Origin of the sequence: Streptomyces sp. NBC_00259 (genome assembly GCF_036181745.1) — a bacterium.
Classification (GTDB): Bacteria; Actinomycetota; Actinomycetes; order Streptomycetales; family Streptomycetaceae; genus Streptomyces; species Streptomyces pratisoli.
The window spans coordinates 1750740-1768708 of sequence record NZ_CP108080.1 but is presented as its reverse complement, the minus strand read 5'-3'; the positions used below and the strand labels follow the sequence as shown (position 1 = coordinate 1768708).

Below are 17969 nucleotides of genomic sequence, written 5' to 3'. Positions count from 1 at the left end.
AGCGAGCACGGAGGACCGGGGCCCGTGGCGCAGCCACAGGTGCCACGGACCCGGAACAGACACAGGCTTAACGAGGAAGCGAGCAAGACGACAGCCATGGCTGAGGCTCAGAACATTCCGGTGGGCTCCACCACCGCCGGCTCGATCGCGGTGGCCGCCGAGTCGACCGTCGCCACGCGCATGAGCGTGCCCCCGTCCTTCGACGTCGCGGACTTCCCGGTCCCGCACGGCCGTGAGGAGGAATGGCGGTTCACGCCGCTGGAGCGCCTGCGGGGTCTGCACGACGGCACCGCGAAGGCCGACGGTTCGCTCAAGGCGGAGGTCAGCGCGCCGGACGGGGTCACCGTCGAGGCCGTCGGCCGTGACGACGCGCGTATCGGCAAGGCCGGCACGCCCGTCGACCGCGTCGCCGCCCAGGCGTACTCCTCCTTCGAGAAGGCCACCGTCATCTCCGTGCCCAAGGAGACGGTCCTGACCGAGCCGGTGCGGCTCACCCTGCACGGCGAGGGCGGCACCACCTTCGGGCACACCGTCTTCGACATCGGCGCCTTCGCCGAGGCCGTCATCGTCATCGACCACACCGGCGACGCCGTGCGCGCCGCCAACGTGGACTTCCTGATCGGCGACGGCGCCAAGGTCACGTTCGTCTCCGTCCAGGACTGGGACGACACCTCGGTGCACTGCTCGCAGCACAACGCCCTGATCGGCCGCGACGCCGCCTTCAAGTCGGTCGTCGTGACCTTCGGCGGCGACGTCGTACGCCTCCACCCGCGCGTTTCGTACGCGGGCACGGGCGGCGAGGCCGAGCTGTTCGGTCTGTACTTCACCGACGCCGGCCAGCACCAGGAGCACCGCCTCCTGGTCGACCACAACATGCCGCACTGCAAGTCCAACGTCGCCTACAAGGGTGCGCTCCAGGGCGACAACGCCCACGCGGTGTGGATCGGCGACGTACTCATCGAGGCCAAGGCCGAGGGCACGGACACCTACGAGCTCAACCGCAACCTGGTGCTGAGCGACGGCGCCCGCGTCGACTCCGTGCCGAACCTGGAGATCGAGACCGGCGAGATCGTCGGCGCCGGTCACGCCTCCGCCACCGGCCGCTTCGACGACGAGCAGCTCTTCTACCTGATGGCCCGCGGCATCCCGGAGGTCGAGGCCCGTCGCCTCGTCGTCCGTGGCTTCTTCGCCGAGCTGGTCCAGCAGATCGGCCTGCCCGACGTCGAGGAGCGCCTCATCGCCACGATCGAGGCCGAGCTGGAGGCGTCCGTCTGATGGCCTTCGTCCGAGCCTGTGGGCTGAGCGAGCTGGAGGAGGACACCCCGAAGAGGGTGGAACTCGACGGCACGCCGGTCTCCGTCGTCCGTACGGAGGGCGAGGTGTTCGCGATCCACGACATCTGCTCGCACGCGAACGTCTCCCTGTCCGAGGGCGAGGTCGAGGACTGCCAGATCGAGTGCTGGCTGCACGGCTCCAGCTTCGACCTCCGCACCGGCAAGCCGTCCGGCCTTCCCGCGACGCGCCCGGTCCCCGTGTACCCCGTAAAGATCGAAGGGGACGATGTGCTCGTCTCCGTCACCCAGGAGAACTGAAGTCCCCATGGCAACGCTTGAAATCCGCGACCTGCGCGTCTCCGTCGAGGCCGACAACGCCACCAAGGAGATCCTCAAGGGCGTCGACCTGACCGTGAAGCAGGGCGAGACCCACGCCATCATGGGCCCCAACGGCTCCGGCAAGTCGACCCTCGCCTACTCCCTGGCGGGCCACCCCAAGTACACGATCACCGGTGGCACCGTGACCCTGGACGGCGAGGACGTCCTGGAGATGTCCGTCGACGAGCGCGCCCGCGCCGGCGTCTTCCTCGCCATGCAGTACCCCGTAGAGATCCCGGGCGTCTCGGTCTCCAACTTCCTGCGCACCTCCGCCACCGCCATCCGCGGTGAGGCCCCCAAGCTGCGCACCTGGGTGAAGGAGGTCAAGGAGACCATGGAGCGTCTCCACATGGACCCCGCCTTCGCCGAGCGCAACGTCAACGAGGGCTTCTCCGGCGGTGAGAAGAAGCGCCACGAGATCCTTCAGCTGGAGCTCCTCAAGCCCAAGATCGCGATCCTCGACGAGACCGACTCCGGCCTCGACGTCGACGCCCTGCGCACGGTTTCCGAGGGCGTCAACCGCGTCCGCGAGTCCGGCGAGGTCGGCACCCTGCTGATCACGCACTACACGCGCATCCTGCGCTACATCAAGCCCGACTTCGTGCACGTGTTCGCGAACGGCCGTATCGCCGAGTCCGGCGGCGCCGAGCTCGCCGACAAGCTGGAGGCCGAGGGCTACGAGGCATACACGAAGGGTGGCGTATCCGCGTGACACATCTGCCGGGCCTCCTCGACACCGAGGCGATCCGCAAGGACTTCCCGATCCTGGACCGCCTGGTCCACGACGGTAAGAAGATCGTCTACCTGGACAACGCGGCGACGTCCCAGAAGCCGCGCCAGGTGCTCGACGCGCTCAACACCTACTACGAGCGGTACAACGCCAACGTCCACCGCGGCGTGCACGTCCTTGCCGAGGAGGCCACGGCGGCGTACGAAGGCGCCCGCGACAAGGTCGCCGCCTTCATCAACGCGCCCAGCCGCGACGAGGTGATCTTCACCAAGAACGCGTCGGAGTCGCTGAACCTCGTGGCGAACATGCTGGGCTGGGCCGACGAGCCCTACCGCGTGGACCGCGAGACCGAGATAGTCATCACGGAGATGGAGCACCACTCCAACATCGTTCCGTGGCAGCTGCTGGCGCAGCGCACCGGCGCGAAGCTGAAGTGGTTCGGGCTCACGGACGACGGCCGTCTGGACCTGTCCAACATCGAGGAGATCATCACGGAGAAGACGAAGATCGTCTCCTTCACGCTGGTCTCCAACATCCTGGGCACGGTCAACCCGGTCGACCAGATCGTCCGCCGGGCGCAGGACGTCGGTGCGCTCGTCCTCATCGACGCCTCGCAGGCCGCTCCGCACATGCCGCTCGACGTCCAGGCCCTGGGCGCCGACTTCGTGGCCTTCACCGGTCACAAGATGTGCGGCCCGACCGGTATCGGCGTCCTGTGGGGCCGCCAGGAGCTGCTGGAGGACCTCCCGCCGTTCCTGGGCGGCGGCGAGATGATCGAGACCGTCTCGATGCACTCCTCCACGTACGCTCCCGCGCCGCACAAGTTCGAGGCGGGTACGCCCCCGATCGCCCAGGCCGTCGGCCTCGGCGCGGCCGTGGACTACCTCACCTCGATCGGCATGGACAAGGTCCTCCAGCATGAGCACGCGCTCACCGAGTACGCGGTGAGCCGCCTCCAGGAGGTCCCCGACCTGCGGATCATCGGCCCGGTCACGGCCGAGGACCGCGGCGCGGCGATCTCCTTCGTGCTCGGCGACATCCATCCGCACGATGTGGGGCAGGTGCTCGACGAGCAGGGCATCGCGGTCCGCGTCGGCCACCACTGCGCACGGCCGGTGTGCCTCAGGTACGGAATTCCTGCGACCACGCGGGCGTCGTTCTATCTGTACTCCACGCCGGGCGAGGTGGACGCGCTGATCGACGGCCTGGAGCACGTCCGCAACTTCTTCGGATGAGGGACTGAGGGACGCTCTGTGAAGCTTGATTCGATGTACCAGGACGTCATCCTGGACCACTACAAGCACCCGCACGGCCGGGGCTTGCGGGACGGTGACGCCGAGGTGCACCACGTCAACCCCACCTGCGGCGACGAGATCACGTTGCGTGTGAAGTACGACGGCACGCGCGTCGAGGACGTCTCGTACGAGGGCCAGGGCTGCTCGATCAGCCAGGCCTCCGCCTCCGTGCTGAACGAGCTGCTCGTCGGCAGGGAGCTCGCCGAGGCGCAGAAGATCCAGGCGACGTTCCTTGAGCTGATGCAGTCCAAGGGCCAGATCGAGCCGGACGACGCGATGGAGGAGGTGCTGGAGGACGCGGTCGCGTTCGCCGGCGTCTCGAAGTACCCGGCGCGCGTGAAGTGCGCCCTCCTGAGCTGGATGGCATGGAAGGACGCGACGGCCCAGGCGCTGTCCGAAGGGAAGACCGTATGACTGAGAACCGCGAGACCACGGCGGAGAAGGACTGGCCGGACGAGGAGACCTTCTCGTCCGCGGCCGCGACGCCCGGCACGAAGGCCTCCGAGGAGGAGGTCCGCGAGGCGCTGTACGACGTCGTCGACCCCGAGCTGGGCATCGACGTGGTCAACCTCGGCCTGATCTACGGCATCCACATCGACGACTCGAACATCGCGACGCTGGACATGACGCTGACGTCCGCGGCCTGCCCGCTGACCGACGTGATCGAGGACCAGGCGAAGGCGGCGACCGACGGCATCGTCAACGAGCTGAAGATCAACTGGGTCTGGATGCCCCCGTGGGGTCCCGACAAGATCACGGACGACGGTCGCGAGCAGCTGAGGGCGCTCGGCTTCAACGTCTGACACACGCGCGTACGGTACGCGTCCGCTTTCACGCGCAAGAGGCCATGCCCGCCGGTCACACACCGGCGGGCATGGCCTTTCGCCGTGCCGGGGCCCGCCGCGTTGTGTACGGGCGTACCCATCCATGTGTACACTCGTACACATGGGATACGGACTGCTGGCCGCGGCCATCGCGGCGGAGGTCGCCGGCACCACGGCGATGAAGTACAGCGACGGCTTCACCCGGCTCTGGCCCTCCCTCGTCACCGTCGTCGGCTATGTGCTCGCCTTCACGCTTCTCGCGCAGACGCTGAAGACGCTGTCGGTCGGGACGGCCTACGCGATCTGGGCGGGCATCGGGACGGCGGCCGTCGCGGCGATCGGCATGCTGTTCATGAACGAGTCCGCCGGCCCGGTGAAGATCGCCGGAATCGCGCTGGTCGTGGCCGGGGTCGTCGTGCTCAACCTCGGGGGTGCGCACTGATGGGCCGCCGGTACGACCCCGACCGGCGCCAGCGCATCATCGACGCGGCGATCCGGGTGGTCGGCCGCAGCGGCATCGCCGGGCTGAGCCATCGCACGGTCGCCGCCGAGGCCGATGTGCCGCTCGGCTCGACGACGTATCACTTCGCCTCGCTGGACGAGCTGTTGGTCGCCGCGCTGCGCCAGGCCAACGAGGGCTTCGCGGCCGCCGTGCGGGAGAGCGGCGCCCTCGTCGACCCCGGGAGCGATCTCGCCCGGGAGCTGGCCCGGCTGATGGGCGAGTGGCTCGGGGGCGAACGCACCGGCGTGGAGCTGGAGTACGAGCTCTACCTCGCCGCCCTGCGCCGCCCCGCCCTCCGGCCCGTCGCGGCCGAGTGGGCCGACGGCGTCGCCGAGTCCCTCGCCCGTCGCAGCGATCCCGCGACGGCACGGGCGCTGGTGGCCCTGATGGACGGCATCTGCCTGCAGGTGCTGCTGACGGACGCGCCGTACGACGAGGACTACGCACGCGAGATGCTGGACCGGATCCTTCCGCGCCCCACACCGTGAACCCGAACGCGGTCTGCGGGTGACAGGGGATGTGACGCCTACCGACAGCAGACACGGAGACCGCGTGAACGGCCCACCCGGGGGACCGAGCGAGGACGCGGAGCTCATCGCCCAGTCCCTGGCACGGCCCGAACTGTTCGCCGGTCTCTATGAGCGGCATGCCGCCGACATCCACCGCTACGCCGCACGACGGCTCGGTGAGAGCGCGGCCGACGACATCACCGCCGACACCTTCCTGGCCGCGTTCCGCACCCGTGCGCGCTACGACCTGGCGCGCCCGAGCGCCCGCCCCTGGCTGTACGGCATCGCCGCGAACCTCATCGGCAAGCACCGCCGCGCCGAGGTACGGGCCCTGAGGGCACTGGCCAGGACCGGCCACGACCCGGTCGCCGAATCCTGGTCCGACCGCGCGGACGCCCGGGTCGCGGCCCAGGCCACGGGCGGACCGCTCGCGTCCGCGCTCGCCGCGCTGTCGACCGGCGACCGGCACGTCCTCCTGCTCGTCGCCTGGGCCGACCTCGGCTACCAGGAGGTCGCCGACGCCCTGTCCATCCCGGTGGGTACGGTCCGCTCCCGGCTCAACCGCGCCCGCCGCAAGGTGCGCGAAGCGCTGGGCGGCGCGGACCCCACGCTCGTGCACGAATTCCAGAAGGTGGCCGGTCATGGATGAGATGACGGCGGTACGCAAGCTCCGCGCCGGTGTCCCGACACCGGACCACGCCCGGCTCACCCCGGCCCGGCAGCGCCTGCTGGACGAGATCGCCCGCGGGCGTCGCCCGCGCCCCGGCTGGAAGCTCGCCGCGGTGGGCGCGGCGGCGGCGGTGACGGCGGCGGCGGTGCTGACCACCCTGCTCGTGGACGACGGCGGGAGCGGCCCGACGGCCCGGCAGCCCGAAGCCGACGACTGGGTGCACCAGGTGACCCGCTGGGACGGCCCGGACTGCGGGGGCTCCGGGAGCCGTGGCTGGTACGGCGAGGGGTTCACCTTCACGCTGCAGCCCGGCCTCGGAAAGGAGTGCTCACTCGAATCCGGCAGATCGCACACCACACAGAACTGGATCCGCTACGACGGCACGCAGCAAGGGCGCCCCGACCGGAGCCCCGAGACACCCCCGAAGAGCGACGGCGACCGGCAGCGACGGGCATGGCCGCAGGTCCACCCCGACACGCACGACGCGCTTCCCCCGCAGCAGTCGGACGCGCTGGTCGCCGCGCTCCCCGACGATCCCGGCGCCGCGCTGGACATGATCCGCAAGAAGTCCCGCCCGAGCCGCTTGGTCGTCATCGCCCCGCGCATGACCCAGGCGCAGCGCGACTTCAACGAGGTCGTCGAGGTCCTGTCCGGCTCACCGACCGTGGCGCCCGACAAGGCCGAGACGATGTACCGGATCATCACCGGCCTGGACGGTGCGACGAAGCCGCAGAAGGTGACCGACGGGGTCGGCAGGCCCGCCGTCGCGATCGGCATCGACGGCAACTTCCGCGACTACTCCTCCGAGCGCAACTCCCTCCAGGTGCTGCTCGACCCCGAGTCCTACGCCTACCGCGGCGTCCGCTTCGTGGCCGGGCTCGACTACTACGTGGGCGGCAAGGCCTCCGGAGGCCCCTTCGTCGCCAAGGGCACCGTCGTCGGCACGCTCACCCGGGTGAGCACCGACGTCATGGACGACCCCTACGCGCGGTAGCGAACCGCACGGCGCCGGCGGCCCGCGCAGGGGACGGGCCGCCGGGGCTCACGACCGGCACCTGAGACCGGTTCGCCCCGGCCGGGCCCTGCCGGTTAGGTTCTCCTCATGACTGACTCGCCCGACAGCACCACTGCTCCGCGCGCCACCGGCGCCGTCGCCGCCGGCCTTGCCACCATCGCCGGCGACGGCACCGTTCTCGACACCTGGTTCCCCGCCCCCGAGCTCTCGGCCGAGCCCGGTCCGGCCGGCACCGAGCGGCTCTCGCCCGACCAGGCGGTGAACCTCCTCGGCGAGGGCGCCGTGAAGGCCATCGGCGTGGACGCCCGCCGCGAGGTCGAGGTCGTCGCCGTCCGTACGGTCATCGCCTCGCTCGACGAGAAGCCGATCGACGCGCACGACGCCTATCTGCGCCTCCACCTGCTCTCGCACCGGCTGGTGCGCCCGCACGGCCAGAGCCTCGACGGCGTCTTCGGGCTGCTCGCCAACGTCGCCTGGACCTCGCTCGGCCCGGTCGCCGTCGACAACGTCGAGAGGGTGCGGCTCAACGCCCGCGCCGAGGGCCTGCACCTGCAGGTGACGTCCATCGACAAGTTCCCGCGGATGACGGACTACGTGGCCCCCAAGGGCGTCCGGATCGCCGACGCCGACCGCGTCCGGCTCGGTGCGCACCTCGCCGAGGGCACCACGGTCATGCACGAGGGCTTCGTCAACTTCAACGCCGGCACCCTCGGCACCTCCATGGTCGAGGGCCGGATCTCCGCCGGCGTCGTCATCGGCGACGGCTCCGACATCGGTGGCGGCGCCTCCACCATGGGCACCCTCTCCGGCGGCGGCAACGTCATCATCTCCGTGGGCGAGCGCTGCCTGATCGGCGCCGAGGCGGGCGTCGGGATCGCGCTCGGCGACGAGTGCGTCGTCGAGGCCGGTCTCTACGTCACGGCGGGCACCCGGGTCACGCTGCCCGACGGCCAGATCGTCAAGGCCCGTGAGCTGTCCGGTGCGTCGAACATCCTCTTCCGCCGCAACTCGGTGACCGGTGCCGTCGAGGCCCGCCCGAACAACGCGGTCTGGGGCGGTCTCAACGAGGTGCTCCACAGCCACAACTGAGGGTCCGCCAGTCCTGGTGCGTCGCTCGTACCGACGTATTCGTGTGACTCTGCGTAACCTTTCATGCCGCCGGGCGGATGAACGGGTGACCGTAGAGTCACACGAATACGCAAGGCGAGGAAGCGACATGAAGACCAGGGTGGCCGTACTCGGAACGTTGACGCTGTTGGCCGTGGCGGGCCGGTGCGGCCTCGCGCAGGCCGACGAGACCCACACCGACTCGCACAACGCACCGGTCGTGGCGCTGATCTCCACCGGCCAGATCGACGACCCGCTCGAGGACGTCCTGGAGCACGCCGCGGTGTTCGGAACGACCTCGGTGTACGACTAGGTCCGCTCGGGGCGGCACTTGCGGTCAGGCCGGGAACAGCCGCGCCAGTTCCTCGTAGACAGCCAGCAGTCCGCCCGCCGTGTCACGGTCGGCGGGCTGCAGCGGTTCCCGGACCGGCCCGGCCGGCAGGCCGAGCGCGCCGAGCAGGGCCTTCGCCGTCACCGTGCCGGGCAGGCCCGACGCCATCATCAGCTCGGCGAGCGGCAGCGTGAGCCCGTTGAGCTCGGCGGCCTCCGCCGTCCGGCCCGCGTCGTGGGCGTCGAGCACGGCACGCATCGGGCGCGGGGCCGCGTTCGCGACCGTGCTGACGAAGCCCGAGCCGCCCACCGCATACAGCGGAAGGTTCAGTTCCTCGCAGCCCGAGTAGTAGGCGAGCGAGGTCCGGGCGATCACCTTGGCGCTGCCGAGCAGGTCGTACGCGCAGTCCTTCACGGCCACGATCCGCGGATGGGCCGCGAGGGCCAGCATCGTCTCGGGCTCGATGCGGGTGCCGGTGCGGCCGGGGATGTCGTACAGCATCAGCGGGATGCCGACGGCGTCCGCCACCCGCCGGAAGTGCGCCGCGACGGCGGGCTGCGGCGGCCGGCTGTAGTACGGGGCGACGACCAGGAGCCCGTCGGCTCCCGCGTCCTCGGCGGCCCGCGCCAGCTCGACCGTGTGCCGGGTGCTCGCACTGCCGACGCCCGCGACGACGGCCGGTCCCTCGCCCACGGCCTCGCGGACGGCCCGTACGAGCGCCGTCTTCTCGGCGTCGGTCGTGGTCGGGGACTCGCCGGTCGTGCCGTTCAGCACGAGCCCGTCGCACCCCTCGGCCACCAGATGGGCGGCGAGCTTCCGGGCGCCGTCCAGGTCGGGCGCGCCGTCGGCGGTGAAGGGCGTGATCATCGCGCACAGGGCGCGGCCGAAGGGGCGTGGGCGTGTTCGTCGCGTCGTCATATCCGAAGTGTCCGCTCGCCGACTGTGAAGGTCCACTTAGTTCTGCTAGGGGTCAAGGGCAAGCGAAACTGAAAGGTCGAGGACGGCTTGACCTCAACCGAGGTTGAAGTCCGAGCATGGTCGTCGAAGGCCCGACCGGCTCAGGAGGACCACGATGACCGCGTATCTCTCCGCCCGTCCCGACCTCACCCGCTCCGGCGTCGGCAGCGTCAAGGTCAGCACCTGGCACGTCGGCACGCCCGAGCGGCAGCGGGCGGCTGTCGAGGCGATCGACCGTGCCTGGCGGCTCCGCGACTGGCCCGACGTCGGCCTGCTCTCGTACAGCGTGTACACGAGCAACGACGGAACCGCCCTGCTGCACTACTCGCAGTGGACCGGCGAGGACGCGTACCAGGAGTTCTCCCGCACCTTCCGGGACGAGCGCAACGACGAGATCGACGCCGCCGTGCCGGGCATCGAGCGGCTGGGGCTGCACACGTACGAGCTCTACCGCAGCGGACGGAGTCCCGAGGCCGACCTCAGGGTCCCGGGCTGTGTCGTCATCGTCGAGATCGGCTTCGACGGGCCGGACCCGGCCCGTCAGCGCGACTGGGTCGACGCCGTGTTCACCGCGCTCGAAGGCGATCCGCACCCGCACCCGGGCGGCATCTCGGCCTACTTCCACCTCGGCACGGACGGCACCCGCGTCCTCAACTACGCCGAGTGGGAAAGCGAGCGGGCCCACCAGGAGGCGCTCGAAGCCCCGGGCGACGGCGTCGGTTCGCCCACGGAGGAGTGGGAACGCGTCCGGCACCACCCGGGCCTCACCGGCAGCCGGGTGACGCGCTACACGCCCGCGCTCAGCCTGAGCGCGGGCGCGTAGCACCGCCTGCGGGCTACGGGCGGAAGCGCAGCACCTGCGGGTCGTGGTCGCTGTTCTGGTCCGCGAACTCCGCGTTGATGTGCACGCTGTCGTAGCTGAACTCGTCGATCGACGGGCTCGTCAGGATCTGGTCGAGCACCTGGCTGTTGCCCTGGTAGACGTACGAGTAACGTTCCGCGCGCGGCAGGGACTTGATCGCCGGGTACAGCGCACCGCCGTCGGTGAGCGCCTTCGTCGTCTGCGAGAACTCGAAGTCGTTGATGTCGCCGAGGACGACGACATCGGCGCTGCGCTGGGCCTTGAGGATCTGCTTCACGAAGGCGTTCACGGCCTGCGCCTGCTGGAGGCGCTTGGCCTCGGAGGAGCGCACCGGCGGCTGGTGGTGCGAGGTCAGGCCCTCGTCGCCGCCCTTCGAACCGAAGTGGTTGGCGATCACGAAGACCGTGCGGCCGCGGAAGACGAACTCACCGGCGAGCGGCTTGCGGCTCGCCTCCCAGGCGGTGTTCGCCGGGTCGATCCGGCCGGGGGAGAGGGTGAGGGCGGCGCGGCCGTGCTCGCGTACGACTCCGGTCGCGGCCGTCGCGTTCCCGCCCGAGCGGTCGGTGAAGGAGACGCGCTCGGGGTTGAAGAGGAACACCTGGCGGATGTTGCCGCCGGGCTCACCGCCGTCCTTGTTGTTCTCGGGGTCGACGGTCCGCCACTCGTACGCCGGGCCGCCGGCCGCGACGATCGCCTCCGTGAACTTCTTGACCGTCTGCTCGGCGGAGACGACACCGTCGTTCTTGGCGCCGGTGTCGTCCTGGATCTCCTCCAGGGCGAGGATGTCGGGCGTCGCGAGGTTCTCCACGACGGCCTTCGCCAGCGCGTCGAACTTCTCCTGCGGGTCGGACGGGTCCAGGTTCTCCACGTTGTACGTGGCGACGGACAGCTCGCCGCGGCGCTCCTCACGCGCCGACTCGCGCTCCAGGCCGCGGTCGGTGACCGTGCCGAGGGTGCGGGCGGTGATCGTGTAGCCGCCGAACTGGTTGAAGTCCAGGGGGCCTTCGGTCGTGCCGGACAGCACATCGCCGACGTTCGCCTTGGGGAACGGCTGCTGGGCGGTGGGCACCAGCGACTGGATCTGCAGCCTGCCGGTGTTCTGGGACGCGTACGAGCCGTAGCGGGCACCGCCGCGCCGGGTCGGGTTCTCCCAGGGCTTCACCGTGACCCACAGCTCGGAGTACGGGTCGGTCGCGCCGACGACGCGCGAGGTGCCGATCCGTACGTTGCTGCCCTCCAGCGACTCGTAGTAGTCCAGCGCGTACGCACGGGGCTCGAGCGGCAGCGCGTTGATGCTGTTGGCCGCGGCCGGGTCGCCCTCGGGCGCGTACGCCGACGGGACGGACCAGGCGGAGACGGTCACCGGGGCGGGCAGCGCGTTGCCCGAGGAGACCACGGTGACGGCCGGCTTGGAGATCTGGGTGAGCGACTGGTTGCCCGAGCTCAGGCCGCCCGGGACGTACTCGCCGACGGTGCCGGAGACCTTCACGGCGTCACCGGTGGCGACGGTCGGCGTGGAGCCGGTGAAGACGAACAGGCCCTCGCTGGTGGCCGGGTCGGCGTCGGCCTGCGGGTCCTGGAACCAGAAACCGCGCGAGGAGCCGTACGTGCGGACACCGGTGACGATGCCCTCGACGTCCTTCACCTGCTGCCCGACGAGCGGGGACGTACGGGTCGTGCCCTGGATGTCATGGATGCGAACGCCGGTGTCCGCGGTCTCGGCGTCGGCGGCGGCCGAGGAGGAGCCTGCGAGCAGGCCGGCGGCCAGCGCGGCGGCCACGACGGCCGCGACGGCGGCAGATCTCGGTATGGAAGGCATCAGGGAACTCCGTTGTGAGGGTTGGGGGGTGGCGATTTCACCACTGATGGGATCTACGCGCGTCAATCTCTTGGCAGAACACGCCACTTGTCAAGAGGTGCCGGGTGTACGGGGGTTGACGGGTACATGAACCGGACGGCATCGGGCGAAATGCGTCTACGCTGGGGGCCGCCACGAGCGCAAGTGAACCGAAGGGGCGCACGCTGGAGCGCCCCGGAGCCGAACCGAGCCGCACACCGGTACGCCCGAAAGCCGAGGAGAGCCACCAGATGCCAGGAGACCGCCCCGCCGGACGCCCCACCCTGCCGCCGGTGCGACTGCATCCGGACGCGGAACTGGCGCGGGACGCCCTCGGCACACCCCTGCTGGCCAGGGCCGTCCGGCTGGCGCGCTGGGCCGGACCGGAGACCAGGGTCGGCGCGGGCGGGGAACTCGTGGACGAACAACTGCCCGCCGCGGCCGAGGCGTTGGGGCTCACGGCGGACGAGGACGGCGCCGCGTACGCGAGCGAGGCGTGGCGGATCGCCGTGGACACGGGGCTCGTCGACGTCGTCGATCCGGAGGACGACGCCACCGGACACGGCACCGGACACGGCACCGTCACCACCGGCGACCACCTGCGGCTGGTCACCGGCGGCAGCCCCAAGGACGTGCTCGCCCTCTGGCAGGACGCCTTCGACGCGGTCTTCGCGGACGCGATCGCGCCGGTGCTCGACGATCTCGCCCATGTCATCGGCGAGGGCGGCGAGATCGACTTCGAGGCCCTCGACTGGGATCCCGAGTCGGAGGCCGAGTTCCTCGACGGCGTCCTCGGCAATCTGTACCTGCTCACCGTCAGCGAGAGTGGTGCGGGCGAGGAACAGATCCCCCTGCCCGCCCTCGCCGCGTCGATGATCGTGCCCGACGACATAAGGGAGCCCACCGACGCCGTCCTGGAGCAGGTCTCCGACGCGATGATGCGACTGGACGACCAGTTCCGGCTGCTGGAGCCGATCGGCCTGGTGGAGTACCGGCCGGTGGACGAGGCGCTGATGGCCGAGGAGGGGACGGAGTCCGCGCCGTCGCTGTCGGCCGCGGAGGAAGAGGACGTCTCCCGGTACGGAATGGTGAGGCTCACCCCGCTGGGGCTGTACGGGATCAGGGCCAGGATGCTGGAGGGCGGGGTGGTGGCACCCGCGGTCGGCGACCTCGCCGACAAGGACGCGAAGGCGCTGCTCGACGGGGTCTCGCACTACCCCGACCGGTCGGCCCGGGCGGAGACCGCCCAGTGGCTGGCCCTGCGCGAGACGCCGGCGGCCGCACGGGACCTCCTCGCCGCCGCTCGTGGGACCGACCCCGGCGCGCCCCTGCGCCGCCTCCACTGCCAGCAGGCCCTCGCACTGGCCGGCGCGGAGGCGGAACCGGCCGTGCGGGACGTCCTCGACGACCGTGAACTCGGTGGCCTCGCCCGCGTGTGGCTCGCCGAAGGCGGCTCGGCGGACGTGCCGGCGCCCCCCGAGTCCATGATCTTCTGGCTCGCCGTCGACACGATCGCCGCGCAACTGGACGCCGAGGGGGATCTGGAGGAACTCCAGGACCTGGTCGAGGGCCTCGTCGGACAGCACAGCGGCTTCTTCGAGGAGGCGTGGCGGGTGGATCATCCGGCCGCGGCGGACGTCCTGGAGGCGATGGGGCGTCTGCACCGCGACAAGAAGACGGCGAAGGACGCCCGCAAGGCCGCGTTCAAGGCCCGCTCCCGGCCGGGTTCCTGACCCCGCGCGCCCGGCGCACGGAGCGGCGCGGCGGTGCGGCGTCCGCCGGTGGGCAGGACCACCGGCGGACGAAAGAGTGAGATGTCGCATTGACTTCAACTGCCGTTTATACGTGACCGGGAGCGTGTGGGCCGACACCGGCCAGACCCCAGGTGCCCGTAGAACCAGCCCCTCAGGAGACTGCGATGCCGCTCACCCGCAGGGAATTCACGAGACAGTCCGCGCTCACCGGCGCGGGCGTCGCCCTCACCGGCGCCGTCGGTGCCCTCGCCACCGCGCCCGGCGCGCTCGCCGCCGAGGACGGCCCGGCGGAGACCGACCGTCACGGCCACCACCACGGCCCCGGCTACGGCCCCCTCCTCCCCGACCCGAAGGGCATCCTCGCCCTCCCCGCCGGGTTCGCCTACCGCATCGTCACCCACAGTGGTGTCACCAAGCTGGAGTCGGGCGAGTTCACCCCCTCCAACCACGACGGCACCGCCGCCTTCGAAGGCCCCCGCGGAGTCACCCTTCTCGTCAACAACCACGAGCTCAAGGGCCCGCGCAAGAACTGGAAGTACCCCGTACCGCTCACCGACGCCCTCGTCTACGACCCCGCCGCGGCCGGCGGCTGCACGGTCGTCGAGACCCACCGCGACGGCCGCACGGCCGAGTGGGTCGGCATCGCCGGCACCTCGCAGAACTGCGCGGGCGGGCGGACCCCCTGGGGGACCTGGCTCACCTGCGAGGAGAACGCGGACAAGGCCGGCGAGAACGGCATGACCAAGGACCACGGCTACGTGTTCGAGGTCGACCCCCACGACCGCCGCGCCAACCGCCACCCCATCCCGGTCAAGGCGTTCGGCCGCTACGAGCACGAGGCCGTCGTCATCGACACCAAGCGCGGCCACGCCTATCTCACCGAGGACGCCTCCGGCCCCAACGGCCTGCTCTACCGCTGGGTCCCGCCGCACGGCTTCCAGCACGGCCGCGGGCGGCTGCGTCACATCCCCGAGGACGCCGGCATCCTGCAGGCGCCCAAGTGCTACGACGCGGGCGGCCGCTTCATCGACGACCTGTCCCGCGCCACCAGGCTCGGCACGGTGTACGGCGTGGACTGGGTCGACGTACCCGACCGCGACGCGAAGACCGTTCCGGTGCGCAAGCAGTTCGCCGACGCCGAGATCACCCGCGCCCGCAAGCTCGAAGGCATGTGGTGGGCGGACGGCGGCGCGTACATCGTCTCCTCGTACGCCCGCGACGAGAGCCCGGGGCAGCCGCACGACGGCCAGGTCTGGTTCTACAACCCCCGGCGCCGGACGCTGACCCTCAAGGTGCTGCTCGGTGTGAACGCGGACCCGTCGAAGGACGGCGCGTACGACGGCCCCGACAACATCACCGTCTCCCCGTACGGCGGCCTGATCATCGCCGAGGACGGCGAGGGCGTCCAGCACCTCTTCGGCGCGACCGAGAGCGGGCGGACGTACCCGATCGCCCGCAACGAGCTGAACCTCGGCACCGAGGAGGAGCCGGCCTACAGCGAGTTCGCCGGCGTGGTCTTCTCGCCCGACGGACGGACGCTGTTCGCCAGCATCCAGACGCCGGGCATCATGGTCGCCATCACCGGCCCGTGGAAGCGCGCCTGCTGACCTCCCGGTACACGTCCCACGGATGAGGGGCGGCACCCGGTCCCGGGTGCCGCCCCGCCACGTCGGGACGCCTGTGCGGCCCCTCCACCTCGGACGCCTAGAGCGCCTGCGCCGCGGGCTTGACCATGCCGCGGACCGTGCGGGACTTCACGAACTCGCCGATCGCCGTCATCTCCCACTCGCCGGAGAACTGGCGGATCAGCTTCGCCATCATCACCCCGGTCTGCGGCTCGGCGCCGGTGAGGTCGAAGCGCACCAGCTCCTCACCGGTCGCCGCGTCCATCAGCCGGCAGTAGGCCTTGGCGACCTCGGTGAACTTCTGGCCGGAGAAGGAGTTGACGGTGAAGACCAGGCCCGTGGCGTCGGCGGGCAGGCGGCCGAGGTCCACGACGATCACCTCGTCGTCGCCCGCGCCCTCTCCGGTGAGGTTGTCACCCGAGTGCTTGATCGAGCCGTTGAGGATGGACAGCTTCCCGAAGTAGCAGCTGTCGAGATGGTTGCGCTGCGGGCCGTAGGCGATCACGGACGCGTCCAGGTCGATGTCCTTGCCGCGGAAGGCGGGCTCCCAGCCGAGGCCCATCTTGACCTGGGAGAGCAGCGGACGGCCGCCCTTGACCAGGGACACGGTCTGGTTCTTCTGGAGACTGACGCGCCCCTTGTCCAGGTTGATCTTGCCGGCGCCGGGCGCGGGCGCCGCCGCGGGTGCCTGAGCCGGGGGAGCGGGTGCGTGAGCCGGGGGAGCGGGCGTCTGGGCCACGGGGGCCGGGGCGGGGGCGGGCGCCGCGGCCGGCTCCTCCTCGACCGAGACACCGAAGTCGGTGGCGATGCCCGCCAGCCCGTTCGCATAGCCCTGGCCGACGGCCCTGGCCTTCCACGCCCCGTTCCGCAGATAGACCTCGACGATCACCAGGGCGGTCTCGGTGCCCAGCTGCGGCGGGGTGAAGGTCGCCAGGACCGATCCGTCGTCCGCGTTCCGGATCGTGGCCGTGGGCTCGATGCCCTGGAAGGTCTGCCCCGCGGCGTCCGGACTGGCCGTGACGACGATCTTCTCGATCCCGGCCGGAACGGCGCCGGTGTCGACGACGATCGCGTCCGGGGCCGTGCCGCCACCGGACCGGTAGGCGACACCGGGGCCGGCCGGCTGGTTGTAGAAGATGAAGTCGTCGTCGGAGCGCACCTTGCCGTCGGCGGTGAGCAGCAGGCCCGATACGTCGAGCCGCACGGGTGCGGCGACGTCCACCGCCACGCGCGCGGCGGTCAGGGGGATGTTCGAGCCGGGGGTCATAGCTGTCATGCCTGAGGTAACGAGCGACCCGGCTTTGCCGTTCCCTTACCTTCGGCCGAATCGGTCACCGGCACCCGACGGCCGCGTGCGGCATACCGCCTCAGTGCGGCCAGCGGGGCGGATTCGTCACGAACTGTCCGCCCAGATATGCGTGGTCCCGGTTCGCCGGGTCCAGCTCGCCCTGCTCGGCGACGAGCTTTTCCGCGAACTGCTCCGAGTCGTCCTGCGGCTCGAACCCGAGTGCCCGCGCCGTGGACAGGTCCCACCACAGGCGCGTGTTCGCGGAGGAGCCGTACACGACGGTGTGGCCGACGTCCTGTGCGGTGAGCGCCGCGTGGAAGAGACGGGCGCCGTCACCCGGGCTCAGCCAGACGGAGAGCATCCGCACGGTGGTGGGCTCCATGAAGCAGGAGCCGATCCTGACGGACACGGTCTCGATGCCGTGCTGGTCCCAGTAGAGCTGGGCGAGGTCCTCGCCGAAGCACTTGGACAGGCCGTAGTAGGTGTCGGGACGGTGGGGCGTGTCGACCGGGATCAGCCCGGCCGTGCCGACGGGTGTGTCCTCGCGCGGGCGTGGGGTGAAACCGACGGCGTGGTTGCTTGAGGCGAAGACGACGCGCCGGACACCTTCCGCCCTGGCCGCCTCGTAGAGGTTGTACGTGCCTTCGATGTTGGCGCGGAGGATCTTCTCGAACGAGGCCTCCAGGGAGATGCCCGCGAGGTGGACGATCGCGTCGACACCCCGTACGGCTTCGCGCAGGGCGTCCCTGTCGGCGAGGTCGGCGGTGATCGCCCCGGGCTCCCCTTCGATCGGGGTCATGTCAAAGAGGCGGAGTTCGTAGCCGTAGGCGGGCAGCAGTCCCCGCATCAGGGTGCCGAGGCCGCCGGCCGCGCCGGTGAGCAGGAGGGTGCGGGGTGCGGGCATGGATCGGTTCTCCTCGACGCGGCTCAGGTCTTGGCCTCTAGGCGGCATTCACATGCGTGGACACGCTAAGGAGCGGTCCCGGCACCGTCAAGTGCCGTGCAGAGTGT

19 protein-coding genes are annotated in these 17969 nt (G+C 70.8%); 15 read left to right on the top strand and 4 right to left on the bottom strand.

Annotation, left to right across the window (positions count from 1 at the left end; translation table 11 throughout):
• Positions 1–96: 96 nt before the first annotated feature.
• The 12 genes from sufD to OG766_RS07920 all read left to right on the top strand — a co-directional run bounded on the left by sufD (position 97) and on the right by OG766_RS07920 (position 8617).
• Positions 97–1275, top strand: coding sequence for a Fe-S cluster assembly protein SufD (sufD, locus tag OG766_RS07975; RefSeq protein WP_266375076.1), 1179 nt, complete (start codon positions 97–99; stop codon positions 1273–1275).
• Entirely contained in the window at positions 1275–1592 is a 318-nt protein-coding gene (locus OG766_RS07970; protein WP_266375077.1) for a non-heme iron oxygenase ferredoxin subunit, read from the top strand. Before sufD ends, OG766_RS07970 begins: the two co-directional genes overlap by 1 nt.
• A 7-nt stretch (positions 1593–1599) precedes the next feature.
• A complete protein-coding gene (sufC, locus tag OG766_RS07965) occupies positions 1600–2364 on the top strand; it encodes a Fe-S cluster assembly ATPase SufC (protein ID WP_266375078.1) in 765 nt (254 codons plus the stop codon).
• Entirely contained in the window at positions 2361–3617 is a 1257-nt protein-coding gene (locus tag OG766_RS07960; RefSeq protein WP_266375079.1) for a cysteine desulfurase, read from the top strand. Before sufC ends, OG766_RS07960 begins: the two co-directional genes overlap by 4 nt.
• Before the next feature lie 18 nt (positions 3618–3635).
• On the top strand, positions 3636–4091 hold the full coding sequence (gene sufU / locus OG766_RS07955; protein ID WP_328724895.1) for a Fe-S cluster assembly sulfur transfer protein SufU: 456 nt from the start codon (positions 3636–3638) through the stop codon (positions 4089–4091).
• Positions 4088–4480 carry a metal-sulfur cluster assembly factor gene (locus OG766_RS07950; RefSeq protein WP_266375082.1) on the top strand — a complete coding sequence of 131 codons (393 nt, stop codon included), beginning with the start codon at positions 4088–4090 and terminating at the stop codon, positions 4478–4480. Before sufU ends, OG766_RS07950 begins: the two co-directional genes overlap by 4 nt.
• Before the next feature lie 142 nt (positions 4481–4622).
• Positions 4623–4943 carry a DMT family transporter gene (locus OG766_RS07945; RefSeq protein WP_266375083.1) on the top strand — a complete coding sequence of 107 codons (321 nt, stop codon included), beginning with the start codon at positions 4623–4625 and terminating at the stop codon, positions 4941–4943.
• On the top strand, positions 4943–5491 hold the full coding sequence (locus OG766_RS07940) for a TetR/AcrR family transcriptional regulator (protein WP_266375084.1): 549 nt from the start codon (positions 4943–4945) through the stop codon (positions 5489–5491). Before OG766_RS07945 ends, OG766_RS07940 begins: the two co-directional genes overlap by 1 nt.
• A 64-nt stretch (positions 5492–5555) precedes the next feature.
• Positions 5556–6161 carry an RNA polymerase sigma factor gene (locus tag OG766_RS07935; RefSeq protein WP_266375085.1) on the top strand — a complete coding sequence of 202 codons (606 nt, stop codon included), beginning with the start codon at positions 5556–5558 and terminating at the stop codon, positions 6159–6161.
• Complete coding sequence (locus OG766_RS07930) at positions 6154–7176, top strand: hypothetical protein (RefSeq protein WP_266375086.1); 1023 nt, start codon at positions 6154–6156, stop codon at positions 7174–7176. Before OG766_RS07935 ends, OG766_RS07930 begins: the two co-directional genes overlap by 8 nt.
• A gap of 108 nt (positions 7177–7284) precedes the next feature.
• Positions 7285–8286: a 2,3,4,5-tetrahydropyridine-2,6-dicarboxylate N-succinyltransferase gene (gene dapD, locus OG766_RS07925; protein WP_266375087.1), complete on the top strand. Its 1002-nt coding sequence runs from the start codon at positions 7285–7287 to the stop codon at positions 8284–8286.
• 127 nt (positions 8287–8413) lie between these two features.
• Entirely contained in the window at positions 8414–8617 is a 204-nt protein-coding gene (locus OG766_RS07920) for a hypothetical protein (protein WP_266375088.1), read from the top strand.
• Between the two features lie 24 nt (positions 8618–8641).
• On the opposite strand, the gene dapA is transcribed toward OG766_RS07920, so the two are convergent.
• Positions 8642–9553, bottom strand: a complete 912-nt coding sequence (gene dapA / locus OG766_RS07915) for a 4-hydroxy-tetrahydrodipicolinate synthase (protein ID WP_266375089.1) — start codon at positions 9551–9553, stop codon at positions 8642–8644.
• A 154-nt stretch (positions 9554–9707) separates the two neighbouring features.
• Between dapA and OG766_RS07910 the strand changes: the two genes are divergently transcribed.
• A complete protein-coding gene (locus OG766_RS07910) occupies positions 9708–10415 on the top strand; it encodes an antibiotic biosynthesis monooxygenase (protein ID WP_328724890.1) in 708 nt (235 codons plus the stop codon).
• A gap of 13 nt (positions 10416–10428) precedes the next feature.
• On the opposite strand, the gene OG766_RS07905 is transcribed toward OG766_RS07910, so the two are convergent.
• Positions 10429–12273: an endonuclease/exonuclease/phosphatase family protein gene (locus OG766_RS07905; RefSeq protein ID WP_328724888.1), complete on the bottom strand. Its 1845-nt coding sequence runs from the start codon at positions 12271–12273 to the stop codon at positions 10429–10431.
• A 269-nt stretch (positions 12274–12542) separates the two neighbouring features.
• Here OG766_RS07905 and OG766_RS07900 point away from each other — a divergent pair, with 269 nt between their 5' ends.
• Complete coding sequence (locus tag OG766_RS07900) at positions 12543–14024, top strand: hypothetical protein (RefSeq protein ID WP_266375092.1); 1482 nt, start codon at positions 12543–12545, stop codon at positions 14022–14024.
• 185 nt (positions 14025–14209) lie between these two features.
• Positions 14210–15652 (top strand): alkaline phosphatase PhoX, encoded by a 1443-nt coding sequence (locus tag OG766_RS07895; RefSeq protein WP_328724886.1) that lies wholly within the window; start codon positions 14210–14212, stop codon positions 15650–15652.
• A gap of 97 nt (positions 15653–15749) precedes the next feature.
• Here the strand turns inward: OG766_RS07895 and OG766_RS07890 are convergent, their stop codons facing one another.
• Both OG766_RS07890 and OG766_RS07885 read right to left on the bottom strand, forming a co-directional pair.
• Positions 15750–16937 carry a TerD family protein gene (locus OG766_RS07890; protein WP_266378145.1) on the bottom strand — a complete coding sequence of 396 codons (1188 nt, stop codon included), beginning with the start codon at positions 16935–16937 and terminating at the stop codon, positions 15750–15752.
• A 100-nt stretch (positions 16938–17037) separates the two neighbouring features.
• Complete coding sequence (locus OG766_RS07885) at positions 17038–17862, bottom strand: NAD-dependent epimerase/dehydratase family protein (protein WP_266375094.1); 825 nt, start codon at positions 17860–17862, stop codon at positions 17038–17040.
• Positions 17863–17969 lie beyond the last annotated feature (107 nt).

What these genes read in the sequence shown, in the direction of transcription:
- sufD (WP_266375076.1), top strand. Translation starts at nt 97, where the DNA reads ATGGCTGAGGCTCAGAACATTCCGGTGGGCTCCACCACCGCCGGCTCG.
- OG766_RS07970 (WP_266375077.1), top strand. Translation starts at nt 1,275, where the DNA reads ATGGCCTTCGTCCGAGCCTGTGGGCTGAGCGAGCTGGAGGAGGACACC.
- sufC (WP_266375078.1), top strand. Translation starts at nt 1,600, where the DNA reads ATGGCAACGCTTGAAATCCGCGACCTGCGCGTCTCCGTCGAGGCCGAC.
- OG766_RS07950 (WP_266375082.1), top strand. Translation starts at nt 4,088, where the DNA reads ATGACTGAGAACCGCGAGACCACGGCGGAGAAGGACTGGCCGGACGAG.
- OG766_RS07945 (WP_266375083.1), top strand. Translation starts at nt 4,623, where the DNA reads ATGGGATACGGACTGCTGGCCGCGGCCATCGCGGCGGAGGTCGCCGGC.
- OG766_RS07940 (WP_266375084.1), top strand. Translation starts at nt 4,943, where the DNA reads ATGGGCCGCCGGTACGACCCCGACCGGCGCCAGCGCATCATCGACGCG.
- OG766_RS07930 (WP_266375086.1), top strand. Translation starts at nt 6,154, where the DNA reads ATGGATGAGATGACGGCGGTACGCAAGCTCCGCGCCGGTGTCCCGACA.
- dapD (WP_266375087.1), top strand. Translation starts at nt 7,285, where the DNA reads ATGACTGACTCGCCCGACAGCACCACTGCTCCGCGCGCCACCGGCGCC.
- OG766_RS07920 (WP_266375088.1), top strand. Translation starts at nt 8,414, where the DNA reads ATGAAGACCAGGGTGGCCGTACTCGGAACGTTGACGCTGTTGGCCGTG.
- dapA (WP_266375089.1), bottom strand. Translation starts at nt 9,553, where the DNA reads ATGACGACGCGACGAACACGCCCACGCCCCTTCGGCCGCGCCCTGTGC.
- OG766_RS07910 (WP_328724890.1), top strand. Translation starts at nt 9,708, where the DNA reads ATGACCGCGTATCTCTCCGCCCGTCCCGACCTCACCCGCTCCGGCGTC.
- OG766_RS07905 (WP_328724888.1), bottom strand. Translation starts at nt 12,273, where the DNA reads ATGCCTTCCATACCGAGATCTGCCGCCGTCGCGGCCGTCGTGGCCGCC.
- OG766_RS07900 (WP_266375092.1), top strand. Translation starts at nt 12,543, where the DNA reads ATGCCAGGAGACCGCCCCGCCGGACGCCCCACCCTGCCGCCGGTGCGA.
- OG766_RS07895 (WP_328724886.1), top strand. Translation starts at nt 14,210, where the DNA reads ATGCCGCTCACCCGCAGGGAATTCACGAGACAGTCCGCGCTCACCGGC.
- OG766_RS07890 (WP_266378145.1), bottom strand. Translation starts at nt 16,937, where the DNA reads ATGACCCCCGGCTCGAACATCCCCCTGACCGCCGCGCGCGTGGCGGTG.
- OG766_RS07885 (WP_266375094.1), bottom strand. Translation starts at nt 17,862, where the DNA reads ATGCCCGCACCCCGCACCCTCCTGCTCACCGGCGCGGCCGGCGGCCTC.